20 protein-coding genes, 1 tRNA gene and 1 riboswitch are annotated in these 21,900 nt (G+C 40.2%); of the genes, 10 read left to right on the forward strand and 11 right to left on the reverse strand.

Annotated elements, in window-relative coordinates; translation table 11 throughout:
* Positions 1-2 precede the first annotated feature (2 nt).
* The 5 genes from rsxD to AC2INI_RS04860 form a co-directional block, all read right to left on the reverse strand.
* Positions 3-1,058, reverse strand: a complete 1,056-nt coding sequence (gene rsxD / locus AC2INI_RS04840; RefSeq protein WP_122035462.1) for an electron transport complex subunit RsxD — start codon at positions 1,056-1,058, stop codon at positions 3-5.
* Positions 1,059-1,060: 2 nt separating this feature from the next.
* Positions 1,061-3,607, reverse strand: a complete 2,547-nt coding sequence (rsxC, locus tag AC2INI_RS04845; protein ID WP_486305459.1) for an electron transport complex subunit RsxC — start codon at positions 3,605-3,607, stop codon at positions 1,061-1,063.
* Between the two features lie 3 nt (positions 3,608-3,610).
* Positions 3,611-4,192, reverse strand: a complete 582-nt coding sequence (gene rsxB / locus AC2INI_RS04850) for an electron transport complex subunit RsxB (protein WP_486305460.1) — start codon at positions 4,190-4,192, stop codon at positions 3,611-3,613.
* Positions 4,193-4,194: 2 nt separating this feature from the next.
* Complete coding sequence (gene rsxA / locus AC2INI_RS04855) at positions 4,195-4,776, reverse strand: electron transport complex subunit RsxA (RefSeq protein WP_045101682.1); 582 nt, start codon at positions 4,774-4,776, stop codon at positions 4,195-4,197.
* Positions 4,777-4,920: 144 nt separating this feature from the next.
* Positions 4,921-4,996 (reverse strand) — tRNA-Asn (locus tag AC2INI_RS04860).
* 475 nt (positions 4,997-5,471) lie between these two features.
* Between AC2INI_RS04860 and uvrB the strand changes: the two genes are divergently transcribed.
* From uvrB to AC2INI_RS04875, 3 genes are all read left to right on the forward strand, one after another.
* Positions 5,472-7,502 carry an excinuclease ABC subunit UvrB gene (gene uvrB, locus AC2INI_RS04865; protein WP_486305461.1) on the forward strand — a complete coding sequence of 677 codons (2,031 nt, stop codon included), beginning with the start codon at positions 5,472-5,474 and terminating at the stop codon, positions 7,500-7,502.
* A 300-nt stretch (positions 7,503-7,802) separates the two neighbouring features.
* Complete coding sequence (luxO, locus tag AC2INI_RS04870) at positions 7,803-9,224, forward strand: quorum-sensing sigma-54 dependent transcriptional regulator LuxO (protein WP_122035454.1); 1,422 nt, start codon at positions 7,803-7,805, stop codon at positions 9,222-9,224.
* A 14-nt stretch (positions 9,225-9,238) separates the two neighbouring features.
* Positions 9,239-9,571 carry an Hpt domain-containing protein gene (locus AC2INI_RS04875; protein ID WP_254052644.1) on the forward strand — a complete coding sequence of 111 codons (333 nt, stop codon included), beginning with the start codon at positions 9,239-9,241 and terminating at the stop codon, positions 9,569-9,571.
* On the opposite strand, the gene yvcK is transcribed toward AC2INI_RS04875, so the two are convergent.
* Complete coding sequence (gene yvcK / locus AC2INI_RS04880) at positions 9,564-10,442, reverse strand: uridine diphosphate-N-acetylglucosamine-binding protein YvcK (RefSeq protein ID WP_122035450.1); 879 nt, start codon at positions 10,440-10,442, stop codon at positions 9,564-9,566. The two genes, AC2INI_RS04875 and yvcK, sit on opposite strands and share 8 nt — an antisense overlap.
* Before the next feature lie 254 nt (positions 10,443-10,696).
* A riboswitch (molybdenum cofactor riboswitch) is annotated at positions 10,697-10,844 on the forward strand.
* Here yvcK and moaA point away from each other — a divergent pair.
* From moaA to moaE, 4 genes are all read left to right on the forward strand, one after another.
* Positions 10,833-11,822 carry a GTP 3',8-cyclase MoaA gene (moaA, locus tag AC2INI_RS04885; protein ID WP_045101687.1) on the forward strand — a complete coding sequence of 330 codons (990 nt, stop codon included), beginning with the start codon at positions 10,833-10,835 and terminating at the stop codon, positions 11,820-11,822. Its footprint overlaps the riboswitch before it by 12 nt.
* A 12-nt stretch (positions 11,823-11,834) precedes the next feature.
* On the forward strand, positions 11,835-12,314 hold the full coding sequence (moaC, locus tag AC2INI_RS04890) for a cyclic pyranopterin monophosphate synthase MoaC (RefSeq protein ID WP_045101688.1): 480 nt from the start codon (positions 11,835-11,837) through the stop codon (positions 12,312-12,314).
* Positions 12,311-12,556 carry a molybdopterin synthase sulfur carrier subunit gene (gene moaD, locus AC2INI_RS04895; protein ID WP_065591555.1) on the forward strand — a complete coding sequence of 82 codons (246 nt, stop codon included), beginning with the start codon at positions 12,311-12,313 and terminating at the stop codon, positions 12,554-12,556. Before moaC ends, moaD begins: the two co-directional genes overlap by 4 nt.
* Position 12,557: 1 nt before the next feature.
* Positions 12,558-13,004 carry a molybdopterin synthase catalytic subunit MoaE gene (moaE, locus tag AC2INI_RS04900; RefSeq protein ID WP_486305462.1) on the forward strand — a complete coding sequence of 149 codons (447 nt, stop codon included), beginning with the start codon at positions 12,558-12,560 and terminating at the stop codon, positions 13,002-13,004.
* A 124-nt stretch (positions 13,005-13,128) separates the two neighbouring features.
* On the opposite strand, the gene AC2INI_RS04905 is transcribed toward moaE, so the two are convergent.
* From AC2INI_RS04905 to cmoA, 5 genes are all read right to left on the reverse strand, one after another.
* Complete coding sequence (locus AC2INI_RS04905; protein WP_122035447.1) at positions 13,129-14,094, reverse strand: alpha-L-glutamate ligase-like protein; 966 nt, start codon at positions 14,092-14,094, stop codon at positions 13,129-13,131.
* Between the two features lie 3 nt (positions 14,095-14,097).
* Positions 14,098-15,606: an inactive transglutaminase family protein gene (locus tag AC2INI_RS04910; protein ID WP_122035445.1), complete on the reverse strand. Its 1,509-nt coding sequence runs from the start codon at positions 15,604-15,606 to the stop codon at positions 14,098-14,100.
* A 108-nt stretch (positions 15,607-15,714) separates the two neighbouring features.
* Positions 15,715-16,482, reverse strand: a complete 768-nt coding sequence (locus AC2INI_RS04915) for an ATP-dependent zinc protease family protein (RefSeq protein WP_486305463.1) — start codon at positions 16,480-16,482, stop codon at positions 15,715-15,717.
* A gap of 79 nt (positions 16,483-16,561) precedes the next feature.
* A complete protein-coding gene (gene cmoB / locus AC2INI_RS04920; protein WP_122035441.1) occupies positions 16,562-17,536 on the reverse strand; it encodes a tRNA 5-methoxyuridine(34)/uridine 5-oxyacetic acid(34) synthase CmoB in 975 nt (324 codons plus the stop codon).
* 50 nt (positions 17,537-17,586) lie between these two features.
* Entirely contained in the window at positions 17,587-18,315 is a 729-nt protein-coding gene (cmoA, locus tag AC2INI_RS04925; RefSeq protein WP_122035439.1) for a carboxy-S-adenosyl-L-methionine synthase CmoA, read from the reverse strand.
* Between the two features lie 368 nt (positions 18,316-18,683).
* Here cmoA and aspS point away from each other — a divergent pair, with 368 nt between their 5' ends.
* From aspS to ruvA, 3 genes are all read left to right on the forward strand, one after another.
* Positions 18,684-20,459 carry an aspartate--tRNA ligase gene (gene aspS, locus AC2INI_RS04930; RefSeq protein WP_045101696.1) on the forward strand — a complete coding sequence of 592 codons (1,776 nt, stop codon included), beginning with the start codon at positions 18,684-18,686 and terminating at the stop codon, positions 20,457-20,459.
* A gap of 150 nt (positions 20,460-20,609) precedes the next feature.
* Positions 20,610-21,131: a crossover junction endodeoxyribonuclease RuvC gene (gene ruvC, locus AC2INI_RS04935; RefSeq protein ID WP_045101697.1), complete on the forward strand. Its 522-nt coding sequence runs from the start codon at positions 20,610-20,612 to the stop codon at positions 21,129-21,131.
* Positions 21,132-21,222: 91 nt separating this feature from the next.
* A complete protein-coding gene (gene ruvA, locus AC2INI_RS04940; protein WP_045101698.1) occupies positions 21,223-21,846 on the forward strand; it encodes a Holliday junction branch migration protein RuvA in 624 nt (207 codons plus the stop codon).
* Positions 21,847-21,900 lie beyond the last annotated feature (54 nt).

Raw genomic sequence — 21,900 nt, forward strand, 5'->3', positions numbered from 1 at the left:
TCTTATCCTTTTGTATGACCGTATGTTCTTGGCTTTGTGTAGTAATCAATTAAAGGAACACACATGTTGGCTAAGAGAACCGCGAAAGCAACCCCATCAGGGAAACCACCCCAAGTACGGATGATATATACTAAGGCACCAATAAGAGCACCATAATATAGGCGACCTTTCGGTGTTGTTGCAGCAGAAACCGGATCGGTCGCAATAAAGAAAGCACCAAGCATGGTGGCGCCAGAGAATAAATTAAACAGCGGTGATGTTGCTGTATCGGGTGAAAATAGAGCAAATAAGCTACTAATCGCAAATAGGCTGACTAAAAAACTCACCGGAATATGCCAATGAATAATACGTTGTTGTAGAAGGAATAGCCCACCAAGTAAGAAACCAATATTAACCCAAAGCCAGCCTAGGCCTGCAAAGCCGTTAAAGATAGGAGAAGACAGTACTTCTGTTGTGGTTAGTCCTGACTTTAGTCCCGTTTTTATTGTGTCTAATGGGGTGGCCATTGTCATGCCATCGACATTCATCGTTAGCTGATGGACAGAGAAACCTTCTTGACTTAATCCATTGAGGATCAACCATATTGAATCTGAGAAGCTAATGGTTTCTGTCAGTAGCTCTTTCACTGGCAACCAAGTGGTCATTTGAACAGGGAAGGAGATAAGCAGAACAACATAAGCAGCCATTGCCGGATTAAATAGGTTTTGACCTAATCCGCCATATAAATGCTTAGCAATAACAATCGCAAAAACGACACCAATAACGGTTATCCACCAAGGGGCAAGTGGTGGAATAGCAAGAGCCAATAGCAGGCCTGTTAATAAGGCACTATTGTCACTTAAATAAGGCGCTAATGGGCGTTTTCGACATTTTAAAACCAGAGCTTCTGCCAAAACAGCAGTGATGATGGCAATCAAGACTTGTAAGAATGTACCCCAACCAAAAAAGTAGGTTTGAGCGAGTAATCCTGGGATAGTCGCTAATGCCACCATTTTCATTAGTGTTTTAGTGCTCTTTTTACTGTGAGCATGTGGTGAGCTAGTGATAAAAAAGGCCACTGTTACTCTTCCTTATTGTTTTTAATTTGTTGAGCAGCTTTACGCGCTTTAGCACGAGCAATGGCAGCAGCGACAGCGGCTTTTTTCGGGTCAACCGTTTCTGCGTTGTCATTGATTTCTTCTGCTTTGGTCTCGACAGGTTCAGACGTTGTTTCGTCTTTTTCTGCTTGAGCCGCTTTGCGCGCTTTAGCACGAGCAATGGCAGCAGCGACGGCGGCTTTTTTCGGATCAACGGGTTCTGCGTTGTCATCCGTTTCTGCTATTTTGGTCTCGACAGATTCAGACGTTGTTTCGTCTTTTTCTGCTTGAGCCGCTTTGCGCGCTTTAGCACGAGCAATGGCTGCGGCGACGGCGGCTTTTTTCGGATCAACGGGTTCTTCGTTGTCATCAGCTTCTGCTGCTTTAATCTCGACAGGTTCAGACGTTGTTTCGTCTTTTTCTGCTTGAGCTGCTTTGCGCGCTTTAGCACGAGCAATGGCAGCAGCGACAGCGGCCTTTTTCGGGTTAACGGGTTCTGCGTTGTCATCCGTTTCTGCTATTTTGGTCTCGACAGATTCAGAAGTTGTTTCGTCTTTTTCTGCTTGAGCCGCTTTGCGCGCTTTAGCACGAGCAATGGCTGCGGCGACGGCGGCTTTTTTCGGATCAACCGATTCTGCGTTGTCATCCGTTTCTGCTACTTTGGTCTCGACAGGTTCAGATGTTGTGTCTTCTTTTTCAGCTTGAGCTGCTTTACGTGCTTTAGCTCGAGCAATCGCTGCAGCAACGGCATCTTTCTTATCCGAAGAACCTGCAGGTGTTACTTCTGAATCGCCTGTTTCAGCAGCTAGCTTGGCCTTTTTTTCTCTTGCTTGCTGTTTACGTTCCTCACGCAACTTCATCATCTCAGTGTTATCTGGTTCATCTGAGTTTGATTTAGTTGCTTCTGCTTGTTTAGCTTTAGCACGAGCAATGGCAGCTGCAACAGCCGGTCTTGGAGCTGCAGTGCCTGATTCTTCTGCTGCTTTTTGAGCTTTTACTCTTGCAATAGCGGCCGCGATAGCATCATTACCTGAACCATTAGGCTTTTCTGCTTTCATCTCTTTACGACGATTCTCTGCGGCAAGTTTGAATTTGTTTTCACGCTCTAATTTATCTCGCTCCATTCGAGCATTTTTTTCTTCAAATCGTACTTTTGCACGATCAGCTGCCAATGAATCTTGTTTACGAGCGTATATCTCTGATTTCGCTTGGCGATAATACTGAACTAATGGGATTTCACTTGGACATACATAAGCGCAAGCACCACATTCGATACAATCAGATAAATTATATTCCTCACATTTATCAAACTCTTCTGATTTGGAGTACCAGTAAAGTTGTTGTGGTAGCAGTGATGCGGGGCAAGCATCAGCACAACTACTGCATCGAATACACGCCATTTCATGGTTATAAAGAGGAAGCTCTTTTCTATCTGGCGTAATAATACAGTTAGTGATTTTAGTGATTGGGATTTGCTGATGAGGAAGAGTAAAGCCCATTAATGACCCCCCCATAATAATACGAGGGTGTTTTTTATCCGCTTTATAACCGACAAGATCCATTAGGAATTGCACACTGCTTCCTAAGCGAACCCAATAGTTACCAGGTACATCAATGCTGTTACCTGTAAGAGTAACAACACGTTCAATTAGAGGCTCTGCATTACAGATAGCGCGTTTAACCGCAAAGACAGTTCCGATATTTTGCATAATAACGCCAATATCGGTTGAACGTCCGTTAGCTGGAACTTCTTTACCGGTTAAAATCTTAACCAATTGGCGAGAGCTACCTGATGGGTATTTTGTAGGAATAACGCGGATCAGAATATTATCGTGCTCTGAAATGACAGAGTTTAATGCTTTTACCGCTTCTGGCTTATTGTCTTCGATAGCAATAATAGCCAGTTTAGGCGTTAAAATATGCTGTAAGATCTTAATGCCAGTAACGATTTCACTTGCATAATCTTGCATTAAACGATCATCGGCGGTGATGTAAGGTTCACATTCAGCCGCATTGATAATTAAAATATCAGCTTTGCCTACACCACTTTGTAATTTACGGCTAGTAGGGAAACCAGCGCCCCCCATACCTGAAATACCCGATTGACGAATACGCTCAATAAGATCGATAGGATCTTCATTTAAGAAGTCACCGATTGGTTCACGATGTTCAATCCACTGATCATTGCCATCGGTTTCAATAACAATACAGAGATCGGTTAGGCCTGATGGATGAGCGACAGTTCGTGGTTCTATCGCGACAATTTTGCCAGAGGTTGGTGCATGAATAGGCACACACATGGCAATATTACCTTGTGTAAGTGGCTGACCTTTTAATACGGTTTGGCCTACTGTGACAAGGATATCGCCTTTACCACCAATATGCTGTTTTAATGGCAGGATCAACTCAGAAGGAATACCAGCGTGCTGAATGGCATTACGTGTAGAGATAACTTTATTTTCTGCAGGATGGATACCGCCATGAAAATCCCAAAGTTGACCTTGTTTAATTTGCTCGATAATGGACAACATGGGTTACTGCTCCGATGCTTGAGAAGGCTTATCTGCCGGAAGGTTAACAACAGGGATACTTTGTAAGTCCCATTTCCAGTTATCAGGGGTCGTGCTGACTGGTATCATTTCAATACAATCGGTAGGGCAGGGTGCAACGCATAAATCACAGCCGGTACATTCCGCTTGAATAACAGTATGTAACGCTTTTGTACCACCGACGATAGCATCAACAGGACACGCTTGAATGCATTTAGTACAACCAATACACATATCTTCGTGAATAAAGGCAATTGTTTTTACGTTGACTACATCATCATCTGCACTTGGAACATCAACGCCCATAAGATCCGCTAATTTTTCAATGGTGGCTTGGCCGCCAGGTGGGCATTTATTTATCACATCCCCATTAGCAATGGCTTCGGCATAAGGCTTACAGCCAGGATAGCCACATTGACCACATTGAGTTTGCGGAAGAATCGCATCGATTTGCTCAACAATAGGATCGGATTCAACTTTAAACTTAATTGACGCGAACCCCAGTATTAAACCAAATACTAAGGCAAGAACGGCAATGGCAATAACAGCAATAAGAATTGAACTCATGTTTATAATTTCACTAAACCAGTAAAGCCCATAAAGGCTAAAGACATTAAACCTGCGGTGATCATTGCAATAGAAGCACCTTTAAAAGGCAAAGGAACATCGGCTGCTGCAATTCGTTCACGCATAGCAGAAAAAAGAATGAGAACCAATGAAAAACCAACAGCAGCACCGAAGCCATAAATAATAGATTCGATGAAATTATGATTTTCCGTGACGTTAAGCAATGCAACACCAAGAACGGCACAGTTAGTCGTAATTAGGGGTAAGAAAATACCAAGAACACGGTACAACGTTGGGCTTGTTTTGTGCACGACCATTTCAGTGAATTGAACCACAACCGCGATCACAAGGATGAAACTCATGGTGCGTAAATACTCAATGCCAAGAGGCGCTAAAATGTAGGTTTCAATAAGGTATGAACATACTGAAGCAAGCGTTAGGACAAAAGTTGTCGCAAGGCCCATTCCAATTGCACTTTCTAGTTTTTTAGATACGCCCATAAATGGACAAAGACCTAAAAACTTAACCAATACAAAGTTGTTTACTAAAACAGTACCAACAAGTAGTAATAGATACTCAGTCATGCCAATGATTTTTATGATAATAGATGATCTGGTTATTATCGGACTTTAAGCGCGTGATAACAACCTTAGAAAGAATAGGTTTTTAAATTTTAAGCAAATAATAGGCAAAAAAAAGCCTCGTCATTAAGACAAGGCTCTAGAATTTGGCTCCCTTTGCTGGACTTGAACCAGCGACATACGGATTAACAGTCCGGCGTTCTACCAACTGAACTAAAAGGGAATCATTTGAACGGGTGCGATGATACCGACTCTAAATTGAGCTGTCAATAGTCAGACTAGCATAAAATACGAGCACTAATTTTGCATCTAAACAGAACAAAATTAGAGAAAAATTCGTTGACATCACCCTGAGAGTATATGTAGCAATGCTTGTGGGTAGTTATCCACTAAAACTGTGGATAAGTATGTTAATGAAACTAGATTAACTCTCTTAAGGCCAATAGTAGCAATGCTTTTAGTATCAGAGAAGGCTTCGTTTGAGTGTTTAGTAGACAGTAAATCAATGCGTTATAGATTTAGTGCTGTTTGAACGTTCGATCTGTATATTATTCGTTCATAAATAAGAAAGAAAAGCAATCTTGGCTGATATTTAACCGTTTGTGGGGAAAACTATCAATAACTGTTTCTATAAATGCAGGTTGTGATTTGATAGGGTATATTCATTTAAACGAATGAGCCCATGTGGAGTGCTTAAAATGGCCAATGCGTATGAATTAATATCGAGTTATCAGCCCGCGGGCGATCAGCCTGAGGCAATTAAGACGTTGAGTGAAGGTTTGGATAATGGCTTAGCGCATCAAACGTTATTAGGGGTAACTGGATCAGGAAAAACGTTTACATTAGCGAATGTGATTGCTAAATCTGGTCGTCCGACGGTTATCATGGCTCATAACAAGACATTAGCAGCTCAGTTATACGGCGAAATGAAGGCTTTTTTCCCAAATAATGCCGTTGAATATTTTGTGTCGTACTTTGATTATTATCAGCCAGAAGCTTATGTACCTACCACTGATACCTTTATTGAAAAAGATTCCTCAGTAAATGAACATATTGAACAAATGCGTTTATCAGCAACCAAGGCCTTATTAGAGCGTAAAGATGCCATTATTATTGCGTCAGTATCTGCTATTTATGGCTTAGGCGATCCTAAAGCCTATTTGAGTATGATGCTGCATTTACGACGTGGAGATGTTGTTAACCAAAGAGATCTTTTACGTCGTTTAGCTGAATTACAATATAAACGTAATGACATGGCTTTTGAGCGTGGGACTTTTCGAGTTCGTGGAGAGGTATTAGACGTTTTTCCTGCTGAGTCCGAGTATGAAGCGATTCGAATTGAACTGTTTGATGATGAAGTCGAGCGCATTAGTAAATTTGACCCATTAACGGGCTCTATTATTACTAAAGATATGCCTCGCTGTACTATTTATCCTAAAACGCATTACGTAACACCAAGAGAGAAGGTGCTAGAAGCGATTGATCAAATAAAGATTGATCTTGCTGCACGCCAGAAAGAATTATTATCCAATAATAAATTAGTTGAAGAGCAACGAATTACTCAACGAACGCAATTTGATATTGAAATGATGAATGAACTGGGCTTTTGTTCAGGTATTGAAAACTACTCTCGTTATTTAAGTGGTCGCCCCCAAGGCGAAGCGCCACCGACCTTATTTGATTATCTTCCAGATGATGGCCTATTAATTATCGATGAGTCGCATATTACCGTTTCTCAAATTGGAGCTATGTATAAAGGCGATCGCTCACGTAAAGAGAATCTGGTTGAGTATGGCTTTCGATTACCTTCAGCTTTAGACAATCGCCCAATGCGTTTTGATGAATTTGAAGCGCTTGCCCCACAAACCATTTACGTATCAGCAACGCCTGGTAATTATGAGATTGAAAAGTCAGATGGTGATATTGCAGAGCAAGTTGTTCGACCGACAGGATTACTGGATCCAATTATTGAAGTTCGCCCAGTGGATACACAAGTAGATGACTTGTTATCAGAGATCCGAATTCGCTCAAAAGTAGGTGAGCGTGTTTTAGTTACCACACTGACTAAGCGAATGGCGGAAGATCTGACTGAATATCTCGATGAGCATGGTGTTAAGGTACGTTATTTACATTCCGACATTGATACGGTTGAACGTGTTGAGATTATTCGTGATTTACGCCTAGGTAAGTTTGATGTGTTAGTCGGTATTAACTTACTCCGTGAAGGTTTGGATATGCCTGAAGTGTCTCTTGTGGCGATTTTAGACGCAGATAAAGAGGGCTTTTTACGTTCAGAGCGATCGTTAATTCAAACAATAGGTCGCGCAGCCCGTAACTTAGAAGGCAAAGCGATTTTATATGCAAATAGAATTACAGGGTCAATGGAAAAAGCGATTGGCGAAACAGAAAGAAGACGTGAAAAACAGATCTTACACAATAAAGCGTTAGGGATTGTGCCTACAGCATTGAAAAAAGATGTAGCCGATATTCTTGAGCTTGGTGATATGACCAAGAACAAACGTAAAGTAGTAGCACCTAAAATTAAACTGTCTGAGGTTGCAGAAGAAGGAGCTAATTATCGTTCTATGACACCACAGCAATTAGATAAAGAAGTTAAAAAATTAGAAACAAAAATGTATCAGCATGCAAAAGATTTAGAGTTTGAATTGGCTGCGCAGGTGAGAGATGAAATTGAGGCCTTAAGAGGACAATTCATAACCAATAGTTAATGATAGTTTTGTAAATTAAGGATTTTAGGAAAAAAAGAAGCCAACCGCAATATCCCGGTTGGCTTTATTGTTCATGTGAAAGTAAATTTCACTAACAACGTCAGTTGGCTAGGTGACCCTTTGGCTTAAAGGGTCACTATACATATAGCAGGTAGCGTGCCAACTTTTGCTTTTAAGAAAATAGCCATTTGAAGTCTAAAAAATAGACAAAATAGCTAAATTTTTGCATTTTGCGAATTGCGTTTTGCGTTTTGCAATTGCATAATGAAAATGTCTTGTTTTTATTACACGTGGTCATTCATGCAAAAGAAATATTTATTAATGGTCGAAGATACCGCCTCTGTCGCTGCTTTATATCGTTCATACTTAAATCCATTGGGTTTTGATATTGATGTAGTTGCTAAAGGTGTTGATGCTATCGAGAAAATTAAGCAACGAAGGCCAAATCTCGTTTTACTTGATTTACGTTTGCCTGATATGACTGGTTTTGAAGTATTAACAGAAATTCGAAAGATGAGTATAGATATTCCTGTCATCTTAATGACCGCTCATGGTTCAATAGATGCTGCTGTTGAAGCTATGCAATTAGGTGCTCAAGACTTTTTAATTAAGCCATGTGAAGCTGATCGATTAAGAGTTACAGTAAATAATGCACTACGTCAGGCCCAAAAAAGCTTAGATGATACAAAAGATAATACGAATAAACCAAACAAGCAGTATCAAGGTTTTATTGGTAGTAGCTCTCAAATGCATCAGGTATATCGAACCATTGATTCTGCTGCACCAAGTAAGGCAACTGTCTTTATCACGGGCGAGTCAGGGACAGGTAAAGAGGTGTGTGCAGAGGCAGTTCATGCAGCAAGTAAGCGCTATGATGGTGCTTTTATCGCGATAAACTGTGCAGCGATACCGAAAGATCTGATTGAGAGTGAGCTGTTTGGTCATGTTAAAGGTGCATTTACCGGCGCTTCTGTCGATCGAAAAGGTGCGGCAGAGCAAGCTGATGGAGGAACACTTTTTTTAGATGAATTGTGTGAAATGGATTTGGATTTACAAACTAAGCTATTACGATTTATTCAAACTGGTACTTTTCAAAAGGTAGGTTCTTCTAAAATGAGTCGGGTCGATGTGCGCTTTGTTTGTGCGACAAATAGAGACCCATGGCTTGAGGTTAAAGCAGGGCGTTTTCGTGAAGACCTCTATTATAGATTGCATGTTATTCCTTTAACATTACCACCGTTACGTGAGCGTGGGAATGATATTATCGAAATAGCACACTCAATTCTTGGTCATTTTTCAAACGAAGAAGGGCGTGAGTTTATTACGTTTAGCCCTCAAGTAACTGACAGATTTTTACATTACGATTGGCCTGGAAATGTCCGTGAACTGCAAAATGTGATCCGCAATGTCGTAGTATTAAATCGAGGAAAAGAAGTACTTATGTCTATGCTTCCGCTTCCATTGTCGATAGATAATAATCATGGTTCAAATATTGCATCTTCAGAAGTAATGAGTCGTTCTTTCAAATTAGAAAATGAAAGATCTGATGTCGTAGTTTCTAGCCTTGAAAAGGCAACGATTATGCCATTATGGAAGTCTGAGAAAATGCTCATTGAGGCAGCGATTGCATTATGTGATGGAAATATTCCACAAGCCGCTAAGCAACTAGAGGTGAGTCCATCTACACTGTATAGAAAACTACAATCATGGAACGATAAATAGCAGAGGGCATTACCGTGAGTCAGTACATAAATCAAATAGCAGTGAATCAATTAATGCAAGAAGTCGGGGATGAGAATGTTCCTTTTCTTTTTGGTATTTTTTGTGACGAGTTAGATGACTTCATTAGTACGCTTACTACTCATCCTGAAATTGAGAAAGTAAGAGAGATAAGTCATTGTTTAAAAAGTAGTGCGGGTAGCTTTGGTGCTGATAAATTAGCTAATATGGCTATTCATATTGAAGAAAAAGCAAAGCATAAACAGAAGGATTGGGTGGAGCGCAATATTTCTGAGTTTGTCAATATTGCGCGTGGTACAGAGCTCGCGTATCGTCAAATGATCAATTAAGTAATTCTACAATAGCTTGTTTCAATTTATCTCTATCATGTCTCCAATCGTGATTTAATGAAGCAAGATCAGTGGTTTTACAATGGTACTCCTGTTGTAGAGCCACTAACTCTTTATCTGTTAAGATCACATCTACTTTTCTTCCTGAGCATGCACGCTCACACCAATCTAGCATCATTTTGTGATCCATTTTTCCAGCAGGGCCAAACTCTTTTGATAGGTTATCAATAAAGACGACTTTAGCTTTTTTATTTGCCCCAATCGCCTTACCTAATCCAGGCAGAAGTAGTGGTGGCATGATACTAGTTAAGAAGCTTCCCGGGCCTAATAAAATTAGATCTGCATGGTTAACGGCATCAATCGCTTCAAGGGTTGCAGGGACTTCAGGGTCTAAAAAGAGTCGTAAAGGCAGTTCATCCATATCATCGACATTTGTCTCACCTGAAATCTTACGTAAATCAGTCGTTAGCGCCCCTAAATCAGATGGATGCTCTGACATTGGAATGATATGGGTCTCTACTTTTAGCATGTTACGAATGAGATTAATCGCATCGAGCGGACGTACACTAAGGTTATCTAATGCCGTTAACATCAAATTACCAAGGTTATGACCGTGAAGTTCACCTTGGCCTTTGAAGCGGTATTCGAACATCATTGAGCTAATTGATGGGTCGGTAATAAGTTGATTAATACAGTTACGAGTGTCTCCCCAAGCGATACCGCCTTGGCACTCTCGAATTCGCCCTGTAGAGCCACCATTATCTGTTGTGGCGACAATACCGGTCGCATTACTGCCAAAATCACTTAATGCTGCAAGAACACGTCCTAGGCCATGTCCGCCACCGATAGCAACAATCTTATGGTTACTCATAATATTTCTTATTGTGTATTTGAATTAATAGCAGTGTGGTTGATCTGGAAAGTGACAACAAGTAGTGATTAGTGAAATGTTGAATTAATCACAGTTTGTAGGTTGAATAACAGCATAAAAATAACATCTAGCAAACAAAATGGAGAAATATCGACTAATTAGGAAAAAAATTGGAAAACCATAGAAATATTGAGTATTTTAATAAGAGCACCAATTTGATCATTAGCTGTTGATAAAAAATAGTGGATTAGGTTTGGTTGCCATAACTCCGAGCTCAAGCGACTAAGTTGTTTTTAAGAAACACTCAATATGTAGCGTGAGCCAGTGACAATTCGGTCACAAGGGTTTGTTTGGAAATGAACAAGCCTCCCGTGTTTGGAAAGGTGTTCCGTGGCGAAACAATTTGAAGATAACTTTAATCGTAAGTTTTATTACTTACGGTTGTCGATTACAGACGTCTGTAATTTTAAATGTACTTATTGCTTACCTGATGGTTATAGACCTGAAAATGGTAAACGAGAGTCCTTCCTAGAGCTTGATGAAATCAAACGTACAGTTAGTGCGTTTGCGCGTTGTGGTACGTCAAAAGTACGTATTACGGGTGGTGAACCAAGTCTGCGTAAAGATTTTACTGAGATCATCCGCACTGTAGCCTCTCAACCTGGCATTACTAAAGTCGCGACGACGACGAATGGTTATCGTATGGAGAAGCATGTCGCTGAATGGCGAGAAGCGGGTCTTACGGATATTAATGTGAGTGTTGATAGTTTAAACCCTAATATGTTTTATCAGATCACAGGTGAAAATAAATTCGCCGAAGTTATGGCTGGTATTGATAAAGCAATTGAAGTGGGGTTTAAGCAGGTAAAAGTTAATACCGTTCTACTAAAAGATCTCAATAGCACCGAATTACCTCTATTTTTAAAATGGATTCAAACTCGTCCAATTCAATTACGTTTTATTGAATTAATGCAAACGGGTGAAATGAATGATCTGTTTAAAAATCATCATCAGTCTGGTGTGTCTATTCGTAATCACTTAATTGCTAATAGCTGGATATTAAAACCACGCGGTGAAAGTGATGGCCCAGCTCAAGTATTTACTCATCCCGATTATATGGGCGAGATTGGTTTAATCATGCCGTATGAAAAAGATTTCTGTCAGAGCTGTAATCGACTTCGTGTATCAGCAAAAGGCAAATTGCATATGTGCTTGTTTGGTGATTATGGGGTTGATTTACGAGAACTGTTGCAAGAAGACACACAGCAAGATGAATTAATTCAGCGCATTCAAACTCAGTTAGATAATAAAGCTGAAGGCCACTTTCTACATGATGGCCATGCAGGTATGACCCCACATTTAGCCTCTATTGGCGGATAATAAAGAAGAATTATGTCAAATTTTACTCATATTAATGCCTCTGGTGAGGCGAACATGGTTGATGTATCAGCTAAACAAGAAACGGTTCGTGAAGCGCGTGCAGAAGCATTTGTTCACATGGCTCCAGAAACCTTGAACCTAATTGTGTCTGGTTCTCACCATAAAGGTGATGTGTTTGCGACCGCACGTATTGCCGGTATTCAAGCGGCAAAAAAAACGTGGGATCTTATTCCACTATGCCACCCATTATTGCTAACTAAAGTTGAAGTACAATTAGAAGCGATTGAAGCTGAAAATATGGTTCGTATCGAATCTGTATGTAAACTAGCGGGTAAAACGGGTGTGGAAATGGAAGCATTAACTGCTGCGTCTGTTGCTGCATTAACTATTTATGACATGTGTAAAGCCGTTCAAAAAGACATGGTTATTGGTCAAGTTCGTTTATTAGAAAAAACGGGCGGTAAATCTGGACACTTTAAGGCAGACGCATGATCACAGTATTATTTTTCGCTCAAACTAAAGAGTTAGTAGGCACTGGAAAACTGGAACTTACTGGCGATTACGCAACTGCTGAAGCGATTCGTGAAGAGTTAAGTAAAAAAGAAGGTAAGTGGGATTTAGCCCTAGAGAAAGGCAAATTACTGGTTGCTATTAACCAAACGATTTCTAGCTTAGATTCAGCGGTTTCTGATGGTGATGAAGTCGCATTTTTTCCGCCAGTGACAGGTGGTTAATATGATTTCTGTTCAAGAGCATGATTTTAATGTTGGCGATGAATATCAATTATTAGCAGAAGGAACAGCAGCAGGAGCAGTTGTTACTTTTATTGGTAAAGTTCGAGATATGAATCTTGGTGATGATGTTACAGGGCTTTCTCTAGAACATTACCCAGGAATGACGGAAAAGTCTCTGAATAATATCGTTGCTCAAGCAAAATCGCGTTGGCCACTGCTTAAAGTGAAAGTGATTCATCGAGTCGGTGATTTAGAGCTTGGCGATCAAATTGTGTTTGTTGGTGTATCAAGTGCGCATCGTGGTGCGGCGTTTGACTCTTGTGAGTTCATAATGGATTACCTAAAAACCAATGCACCGTTCTGGAAAAAAGAGCGAACAACCAAAGAAGTTCGTTGGGTTGAATCAAGAGATACGGATAAATCAGCGGCGCAACGCTGGGAAAAGTAATTATTTGATTTAGGTATTTCTGTTGGTATTTCGCTTCGGAATTATTGATAGAAGATAAATAAAAAGGGAAGAGAGCATATGCTTTCTTCCCTTTTTTTATTTAGATTAAGCTAGTGACAATTTGTTATTTATTATAAATACCAAATTGCTCCATTGCATAAGCAACACGTGCTTCAGGAGTAGGGTATGGAACCGTCTCCTCTAAGCTTTCTATATGCTTTAAGCGAGGCAATAAACCAGTACCGTTAGCAATTTGAATCGCTAAACCAGGACGAGCATTAAGCTCAAGAACCATAGGGCCATATTTCTTATCTAGAACCATGTCCGTTCCCATGTAACCTAAGCCTGTCATTTCCCAAGCACTTGATGCAAGGGTTAACAGTTTATGCCAATGTGGAACTTCTAAGGTACTTAATAATTTGCCTGTATCAGGGTGTTTCTCAACAGGTAAGTCAAACTGTACTGCACGTACTGCTTTTCCTGTACCAATATCAATACCAACCCCAACAGCACCTTGGTGTAAGTTAGCCTTACCATCTGAATCCGTAGTTGATAAACGCATCATTGCCATTACAGGGTAGCCCTTAAATACAATAATACGTACATCAGGCACGCCTTCATAACTGAAGCCGTCAAACACATCATCAAACTCGATTAAGTTCTCAATCATTGCAACGTCATTTTTTCCACCAAGGGAGAAAAGACCCGCTAATGTATTGGTAATATGGCGTTCAACGTCTTGTTTGTTTGCTTCTGCTCCAGATGGCTTGTAATACACGCCATCTTTATGAGAAGTAACAACTAAAATACCTTTACCGCCACTGCCTTGGGCTGGCTTGATAACAAAACCAGGCCAGTCTTTAACGATGTTGTGAATGTTTTTTACTTCAGCTTGGCTATCAATCACGCCGATAAGCTTAGGCACAGTTGCCCCAGCTTTTTCAGCAATGATCTTTGTTTTTAATTTATCATCAACCAATGGGTACTTGCTTCGATCATTGTAACGGCCAATATAGCCACCGTTACGCTGGTTCATTCCCATGATCCCTTTCGCTTTTAGTTTTGCAGGAGACGTAAATCGACTAAACATAGGCTAGTCCTCCGCTAAAGGCTTAAAGCGACGAAGCTCACTTAAACGGTAACCCGTGTAATTACCTAGCATTAGAATTACCGCTAAGATAATTAATTGAACACCAATAAAGTTAAACGTTAAGTGCTGTACAAATGGGTTTGTCATTGCGATGTAGATTAATACTGCAGTTAGCAATGAACCACCACCTTGAGTTGCGACTTCTTTCCAACCTTCTTCTTCCCATAGGATAGACATACGTTCTACCGTCCAAGAAAGGATGATCATAGGGAAGAAAGTAATACTTAACCCTGCAGTTAGACCAATCTTAAAGGCAACAATCGTGAAGATCGAAATGATCATGATTACGGTAATGATTACCGCGGATATCCTGGCTACCAGAAGTAAGTTGAGTTTGGATAGATAGCTACGAATAACTAAACCTGTACCCACAATCAGTAAGAAACCTACAATACCTGTAACTAGTTGAGTCTGCACAAAAGCAACCGCAATAAGTACTGGCATGAAAGTACCAGAGGTTTTTAAACCAATGATAACTCGTAAGAACACAACCATTAGTGCGCCAATTGGAATAAGCATGATGGTTTTAAACATCGACTGCTCTTCAAGAGGCAAGCTATGGATAGAGAAGTTTAGTAGGTTATCGGCTTCTACTTTTTTCTCAGTTGCAGCAGTTGGAGAGATCTCTTGTGCAATCATTGAGAAGTTAATTTGGCTGTTCTTACCACCAACAACATCTAATAGAGAGACATTTGTTTCATCCCAAAGTAACAAGTTGTCTGGTTGACCTTGCTCACCTGTTGCAGGATTAAACAGTTGCCATTTCTCACCGTTCCATACTTCAACCATATGCTGAACAGATTGACGACGACGACCATCTTCTAACCAAAGAGCACCAACAACTTTATTATGAATTGCTTCATAACTTAATAATTTAGAGATAGCTTGAACTTTGGTTAAGTCATTAAGAAGCAATGATGCATTTTGATTATCAGGATCATTAAATTGCTTAATTAACTCACGAGTTAAGGTAATGTCATCAGAAGAACGAGCTCTTGCTTGATCTAATAATGAAATTGCAGCAGCTTCATGTGGTCCTTCAAATGTTACCGCCTCTGGTTTATCAGATTTTGGCGGCTCAATTATCGCTTCAGCGTATGGGTCAACTAAAATTTGAGTTTTATAGTAAAGAGTTTGTGGTCCGTCTGCTTGGCGGATAGTCCATTCCGCGCGACGTCCGTGCTCTGTTGTTAAATAAGCAATACCGTAGCCAGGAGAAGATGCACTCTCATCGACAATAGTAAAACCTGTTTGGTTTTGTGGTGCAGCCATAGATACCTTTACAGGTTTATTGACGGCATCAAATTGAATTCGGGCTTCTACATCCCAAACTTGGCTTCTCTCACCCGGCGTCCATGGCACTCCATATGAGTCATGGCGTAACCAGCTCAATGTAAGTCCTGCGACAATTAATAGTGAGATCAGAAAATAAAAAGGCACTCTTGATGGCATAACGTCCTCATTGTAATAGCGTATCGAAAAGATAATTATAATTGTAATTCAAGCGATAATTTATGCTACTAACATATTGAATAAATTACCGCTTATTTGAGGTCGGAGCTATTTTTTGCTTTGGACGAACTCTTTACTGACGTCAATAACAGCAATATCTTGAATAAACTCACGACCAAGTAAAACAGAATGGGTCATGTGAGAGCGATCGGCAAGGGTAAATTGAACTTTTTCATGGATTGCTCCAAGTTTGATCCATAATTCAACTACTGGACGGCGTTCTGCTTCTTCTGTGGTTGATTGGCGTATCTTCACATTACGAATAACAGGGGCGGTAATCCACTCCAATTTGCCATCTTCTTGTGCGTCTTGATTGATTAGATGGAAGCGTACCCATTGAGTACCATTTCGCTCAAATTCTTGAAGGTCGACGGCATTGAGAGAAGAGGTTGTTGCTCCCGTATCAATGCGAGCACTAAATTGCTGCTTAATATCAGCAATCTCAACATTTTCAATCGCACCTAAAATTAAGGTGTCTGTCAATGATTGAGTTTGCATAGAAACAGGGACCGGTGCTAGGCGAGTTTTTTTAGAGGTAGCTTGCTTTATACTTGCTTGAATTTTGTTTTGTTCAGTCCGAACCATTGATAGCTCTTCTGATACATTTGACAATTCTTTTTCTAATGTTGAAATATAGTCATTTTGAGTCTCAATTTTTGTTTCCATACCATCTAAACGAGTATTTAGATTAGTTTCCATAGACTTAATGGCTGCAACTGTTTCCGTATTATCTGAAGCGACTGGTGTTGCTTGTTGAGTCAGTGCGCAACCTGAAAGGCTTAAAATAGCAACCAATGGTAGAATTCGTTGGATCATTTTATGTTCCGTTGAGTTAAATTAACATGTGCATAGTAACGATAATAAATAGGGACGAATAGCCCCTAAATGTTAGCGTTTAGTCAGGTTTTCTTGCAATTAAGATCGCACGCTTAGGAGCAGGGTGGCCTTCAATTGTTTTTGTTGAGTCATTAGGGTCTAAATATTCAGGCAATGAATTGTGTTTCATCCATTCTGTTGAACGTTGTTCACCGATTGTAGTCACGCATTCATCAACAATTTTAACGTCTACAAATCCCACACTTTCAAGCCATACTTTTAATGCTCGTGCAGATGGGAAGAAGAAAACATTACGCATTTGAGCATAACGGTCAACAGGCATTAATACTGCGTTTTCATCACCATCAATAACCAGTGTTTCTAATACTAATTCACCACCAGCAACTAATTGGTTTTTTAATTGAATTAGGTGATCTAATGGAGAACGACGGTGATAAAGAACCCCCATGCTAAATACGGTATCAAACGCATTTAACTCAGGAAGCTGCTCAATACCTAATGGTAATAAATGTGCGCGTTGATCATCGCCCATTAATTTACGAATAGCTTCAAATTGAATTAAGAATAAATGTGATGGGTCAATACCAACACATAAACGAGCTTCTTCGCCTAGCATACGCCACATGTGGTAGCCATTACCGCAACCTACATCTAAAACTGAGCGGTTTTTAAGTGGAGTAATGTGAGGCAGTAGACGATCCCATTTCCAATCTGAGCGCCACTCTGTATCAATATGAATATCATGAACCGTAAAAGGCCCTTTACGCCAAGGATGAAAGGTTTGTAATAAGTTTTCTAATTTTTTACGCTGTCCATCCACTAAAGGCTCATTATTTGATAACGTCACCGATGTTTTTAAGTCAATGTTATCAGCGCATCCTTCAGGGATTTTTTTTAGCGCTTTCGTCCAGCGCTCAATATCACCATGCTCTGCGTTCTGCCAATCAGTGAGTTGCTGAGGAAGCACATTCAACCACGGCTGAAGAATAGTATCTTGAGAAATAAGAGTGTAAAAATTAGCAAAATTAATCATTGAGGTATCTTAAATTAATAAATTAGAAAAAATAAATGGCGATATTTCGATTATTTAATGGCAAACATAGAGCCGAAATTGAAGCACTGGAACCATACTTCAGCACTTTTAAAGCCAATTTCATTAAAGCGCTGTTTATGAGTTTCAATAGTGTCAGGTAGCATCACATGTTCGATAGCACTGCGCTTTTGGCTGATCTCTAGCTCACTGTAGCCATTTGCACGTTTGAAATCATGGTGCAGGTCGATAAGTAACTCGTTCGCGCTTTCATCTTCAAAGATATATTTCTCAGATAAAATAAGAATACCGCCAGGACGTAAACCGGCGTAAATCTTTTCAAGTAAAGCTCGACGATCGGCAGGAACTAAAAACTGTAAAGTAAAGTTAAGCACTACTACCGAGGCATCTTGAATATCGACATCTCGGATATCCGCTTCAATAATGGAGACTGGTGTATCAGAGCGATAAGCATTGATAAGTAGACGGCATCGCTCAACCATTGCTGATGAATTATCGACACCTATGATTTGGCAGCCTTCTTGATCAATATGACGACGCATAGAAAGTGTTGCAGCGCCTAATGAACAGCCTAAATCATAAACCGTTGAATGAGGTTTAGCATAACGTTCAGCCAGCATTCCAATTGCGGAAATAATATTACTGTAGCCTGGGATTGAACGTTGGATCATATCTGGAAAGACTTCAGCAACACGTTCATCAAACGTAAAATCACCAATTTTATCAATCGGTGCTGAAAATATTGTGTCTGGGTTAGCCATGGGGTTCTCACAAAGGCAGTTTTTATATCCATACGACATCATACAATTCTAGGTAAATATTGGTGTACTACTTACCTAGAATGGCATTTTCTTGTGCTCTCCTGCACATTAGGTCGCTATTGTAGTTAATTCTTATCTTAATGTCTTTAGGGCTATGAAAATTGAAAGTGAACTTTTTTTTCTCCTTGCTATGTCGTTAAAGGGATTTTCCTTTATAATGTCGCTATATTTTTGCGTTTAGCTTATTAATTCAGCAAGGTAGCTGTTTTATTCGTCATTTTAGCAAGCGTAAATCGGTTTATGAAAAGTGCAGTAACTCTTTTTACTGCATTTACTATTGATATGTATATTAGATTGGGAAAATCATCATGCGCACCCATTACTGTGGTAACCTGAACAAGTCCCTTGCAGGGCAAACTGTAGAACTTTGCGGCTGGGTAAACCGTCGCCGTGACTTAGGCGGTCTTATCTTTATTGATATGCGAGATCGTGAAGGTATCGTTCAGGTAGTTGTTGATCCAGATATGAAAGATATCTTTTCAATCGCTAACCAACTGCGCAATGAATTCTGTATCAAATTTACTGGTGAAGTACGTGTTCGTCCTGACAGCCAAGTAAATAAAGATATGGCTACAGGTGAAGTTGAACTTTACGCGACAGGTCTTGAGATCATCAACCGCTCAGAAGCGCTTCCACTGGATTTCAACCAAACAAACTCAGAAGAACAACGCCTGAAGTACCGTTACATTGATCTACGTCGTCCAGAAATGAGTGACCGCATCAAGTTACGTGCTCGCGCATCTAGCTTCGTTCGTCGTTTCTTAGATGAGAACTTGTTCTTAGATATTGAAACACCAGTACTAACTAAAGCAACACCAGAAGGTGCTCGTGATTACCTAGTACCAAGCCGTGTTCATAAAGGCAGTTTCTACGCACTTCCACAATCACCACAGCTGTTTAAGCAACTTCTGATGATGTCTGGTTTTGACCGTTACTACCAAATCGTTAAATGTTTCCGTGATGAAGATTTACGTGCTGACCGTCAACCTGAATTCACTCAAATCGATATCGAAACGTCTTTCTTATCATCGACTCAAGTTCGTGAAATCACAGAGCGTCTAGTTCATGATATGTGGAAAGAGCTATTAGATGTTGAACTTGGTCAATTCCCAATCATGCCATTCTCTGAAGCGATCCGTCGTTTTGGTTCTGATAAGCCAGATCTACGTAACCCACTAGAATTAGTTGACGTTGCTGATCTTCTTAAAGAAGTTGAATTCCAAGTATTCGCTGGTCCTGCTAACGATGAAAAAGGCCGTGTAGCGGTTATTCGCGTTCCTGGTGGCGCATCGCTTTCTCGTAAGCAAATTGATGAATACGGCAAGTTCGTAGGTATCTACGGCGCGAAAGGTCTAGCTTGGATGAAAGTGAACGATCGTGCTGCAGGATTTGAAGGTGTTCAATCTCCTGTTGCTAAGTTCCTAAGCGAAGATATCGTAAACAGCATTTTAGAGCGTACTGAAGCTGAAACTGGCGACATCATTCTATTTGGTGCCGATAAAGCTGGTATCGTTGCAGAAGCAATGGGCGCTTTACGTATTAAACTAGGTGATGATCTTGAGCTTACAGATAAGAAAGCGTGGGCTCCACTTTGGGTTATTGATTTCCCAATGTTTGAAGAAGATGGCGAAGGTAACTTGCACGCAATGCACCACCCATTCACTTCTCCATTAGGTATGACAGCGGAAGAGCTTAAAGCAAATCCAGCAGCAGCAAACTCTGATGCATACGACATGGTTATCAATGGCTATGAAGTTGGTGGTGGTTCAGTTCGTATCCACAATGCTGAAATGCAAACGGCAGTATTCAGTATTTTAGGTATTGAAGAAAAAGAGCAACAAGAGAAATTCGGTTTCTTACTTGAAGCGCTTAAATACGGTACGCCGCCACACGCAGGTCTTGCATTCGGTCTTGACCGTTTAGCTATGCTTCTTTGTGGAACTGAAAACATTCGTGATGTTATCGCATTCCCGAAAACAACAGCAGCAGCGTGTCTATTAACGAACGCACCAAGTCTTGCAAATCCTGAGTCTCTTACTGAGCTATCGATTGCAGTAAAACTTGCTGAGAAAAAAGACGCTTAATTAAGTTTTCTTTATTTTTAAAAATGCCCGCATTATGCGGGCATTTTTGTATCTGCTATATCTAAAATGAGAAAGTAGCACATGACTAATACCTTGAGTTTAGAAGGATACCTCGCTAATATACATGTATAAATAATCAGTGGTTTTACTATGTCTATCATTTTAGGGATCGATCCCGGCTCTCGCATTACCGGTTACGGCGTTATTCGTCAAAATGGCCGACACCTACAATATTTAGGTAGCGGTTGTATCCGTATGTCAGAAAAAGAACTTCCTGGTCGTTTAAAACAAATATACGCAGGTGTTTCTGAAATTATTACTCAGTTTCAACCTGATGTATTCGCTATAGAACAAGTTTTTATGTCTAAAAATGCAGATTCAGCATTAAAGTTAGGACAAGCACGAGGCAGTGCAATAGTGGCTGCTGTCAATGCGGATCTCCCTGTTTATGAATATGCAGCACGTTTAATTAAGCAAGCAGTAACAGGAACGGGTGGGGCAGATAAAGCACAAGTTCAACATATGGTGATGAGTATGTTGAAACTTCCAGCAAAACCACAAGCCGATGCCGCCGATGGGCTAGGGGTTGCGATTTGTCATGCCAATACCAATAAAACCTTAATAGCCTTGGCAGGCAAAGCAACGAGTGCCCGACGTGGGAGATATCGCTAGACACTGCCAAATTCTCATTTCTTTTACTGGATATCTATCCAGTTCTTTATTACTATTCGATATAGTTAATTTATTTTAAAGAGTATCTATTGTGATCGGACGCCTTCGTGGAAATCTATTAGAAAAACAACCACCAGAATTATTAATAGAAGTGAGTGGTATTGGCTATGAAGTCCAAATGCCAATGAGTTGTTTTTATGAGTTGCCAGAAATTGGCACTGAAGCGATTGTATACATCCACTATGTAGTTCGTGAAGATGCTCAACTGCTATATGGCTTTAATACTAAAAAAGAGCGTGCATTATTTAGAGAAGTCATTAAAGCAAATGGTGTGGGTCCTAAACTTGGCCTTGCTATTTTATCTGGAATGACAGCATCTCAATTTGTACAAAGCGTAGAGCGCGAAGATATTTCTACATTAGTAAAATTACCTGGTGTAGGAAAGAAAACAGCAGAGCGTTTAGTGGTTGAAATGAAAGACCGTCTTAAAGGATGGGGCGCTGGTGATTTATTTACTCCTGCGACTGATGCTGCGCCAATGGATGATGGCTCTGATTTGATTTCTTCTCCTCAAAGCGCACAAGATGAAGCCGTAAGTGCACTGATATCTCTTGGTTATAAGCCAGTACAAGCGTCTAAAATTGTTTCTCAAGTAGCTAAACCGGATATGACAAGCGAAGCTTTAATTCGTGAATCATTGAAATCGATGATCTAATCTTCGTCATTACTCGCTATGAATTGTTTTTTATTTACTACTATTTATTTATTG

Source organism: Aliivibrio friggae, assembly GCF_057368515.1.

Excerpts from the sequence above, each read along its gene's own strand:
- cmoB (WP_122035441.1), bottom strand. The coding sequence starts at position 17,536 with ATGATTAATTTTGCTAATTTTTACACTCTTATTTCTCAAGATACTATT.
- ruvC (WP_045101697.1), top strand. The coding sequence starts at position 20,610 with ATGTCTATCATTTTAGGGATCGATCCCGGCTCTCGCATTACCGGTTAC.
- luxO (WP_122035454.1), top strand. The coding sequence starts at position 7,803 with ATGCAAAAGAAATATTTATTAATGGTCGAAGATACCGCCTCTGTCGCT.
- yvcK (WP_122035450.1), bottom strand. The coding sequence starts at position 10,442 with ATGAGTAACCATAAGATTGTTGCTATCGGTGGCGGACATGGCCTAGGA.
- AC2INI_RS04910 (WP_122035445.1), bottom strand. The coding sequence starts at position 15,606 with ATGCCATCAAGAGTGCCTTTTTATTTTCTGATCTCACTATTAATTGTC.
- moaC (WP_045101688.1), top strand. The coding sequence starts at position 11,835 with ATGTCAAATTTTACTCATATTAATGCCTCTGGTGAGGCGAACATGGTT.
- rsxA (WP_045101682.1), bottom strand. The coding sequence starts at position 4,776 with ATGACTGAGTATCTATTACTACTTGTTGGTACTGTTTTAGTAAACAAC.
- uvrB (WP_486305461.1), top strand. The coding sequence starts at position 5,472 with ATGGCCAATGCGTATGAATTAATATCGAGTTATCAGCCCGCGGGCGAT.
- moaD (WP_065591555.1), top strand. The coding sequence starts at position 12,311 with ATGATCACAGTATTATTTTTCGCTCAAACTAAAGAGTTAGTAGGCACT.
- AC2INI_RS04915 (WP_486305463.1), bottom strand. The coding sequence starts at position 16,482 with ATGATCCAACGAATTCTACCATTGGTTGCTATTTTAAGCCTTTCAGGT.
- AC2INI_RS04905 (WP_122035447.1), bottom strand. The coding sequence starts at position 14,094 with ATGTTTAGTCGATTTACGTCTCCTGCAAAACTAAAAGCGAAAGGGATC.
- cmoA (WP_122035439.1), bottom strand. The coding sequence starts at position 18,315 with ATGGCTAACCCAGACACAATATTTTCAGCACCGATTGATAAAATTGGT.
- aspS (WP_045101696.1), top strand. The coding sequence starts at position 18,684 with ATGCGCACCCATTACTGTGGTAACCTGAACAAGTCCCTTGCAGGGCAA.
- rsxC (WP_486305459.1), bottom strand. The coding sequence starts at position 3,607 with ATGTTGTCCATTATCGAGCAAATTAAACAAGGTCAACTTTGGGATTTT.
- rsxB (WP_486305460.1), bottom strand. The coding sequence starts at position 4,192 with ATGAGTTCAATTCTTATTGCTGTTATTGCCATTGCCGTTCTTGCCTTA.
- moaE (WP_486305462.1), top strand. The coding sequence starts at position 12,558 with ATGATTTCTGTTCAAGAGCATGATTTTAATGTTGGCGATGAATATCAA.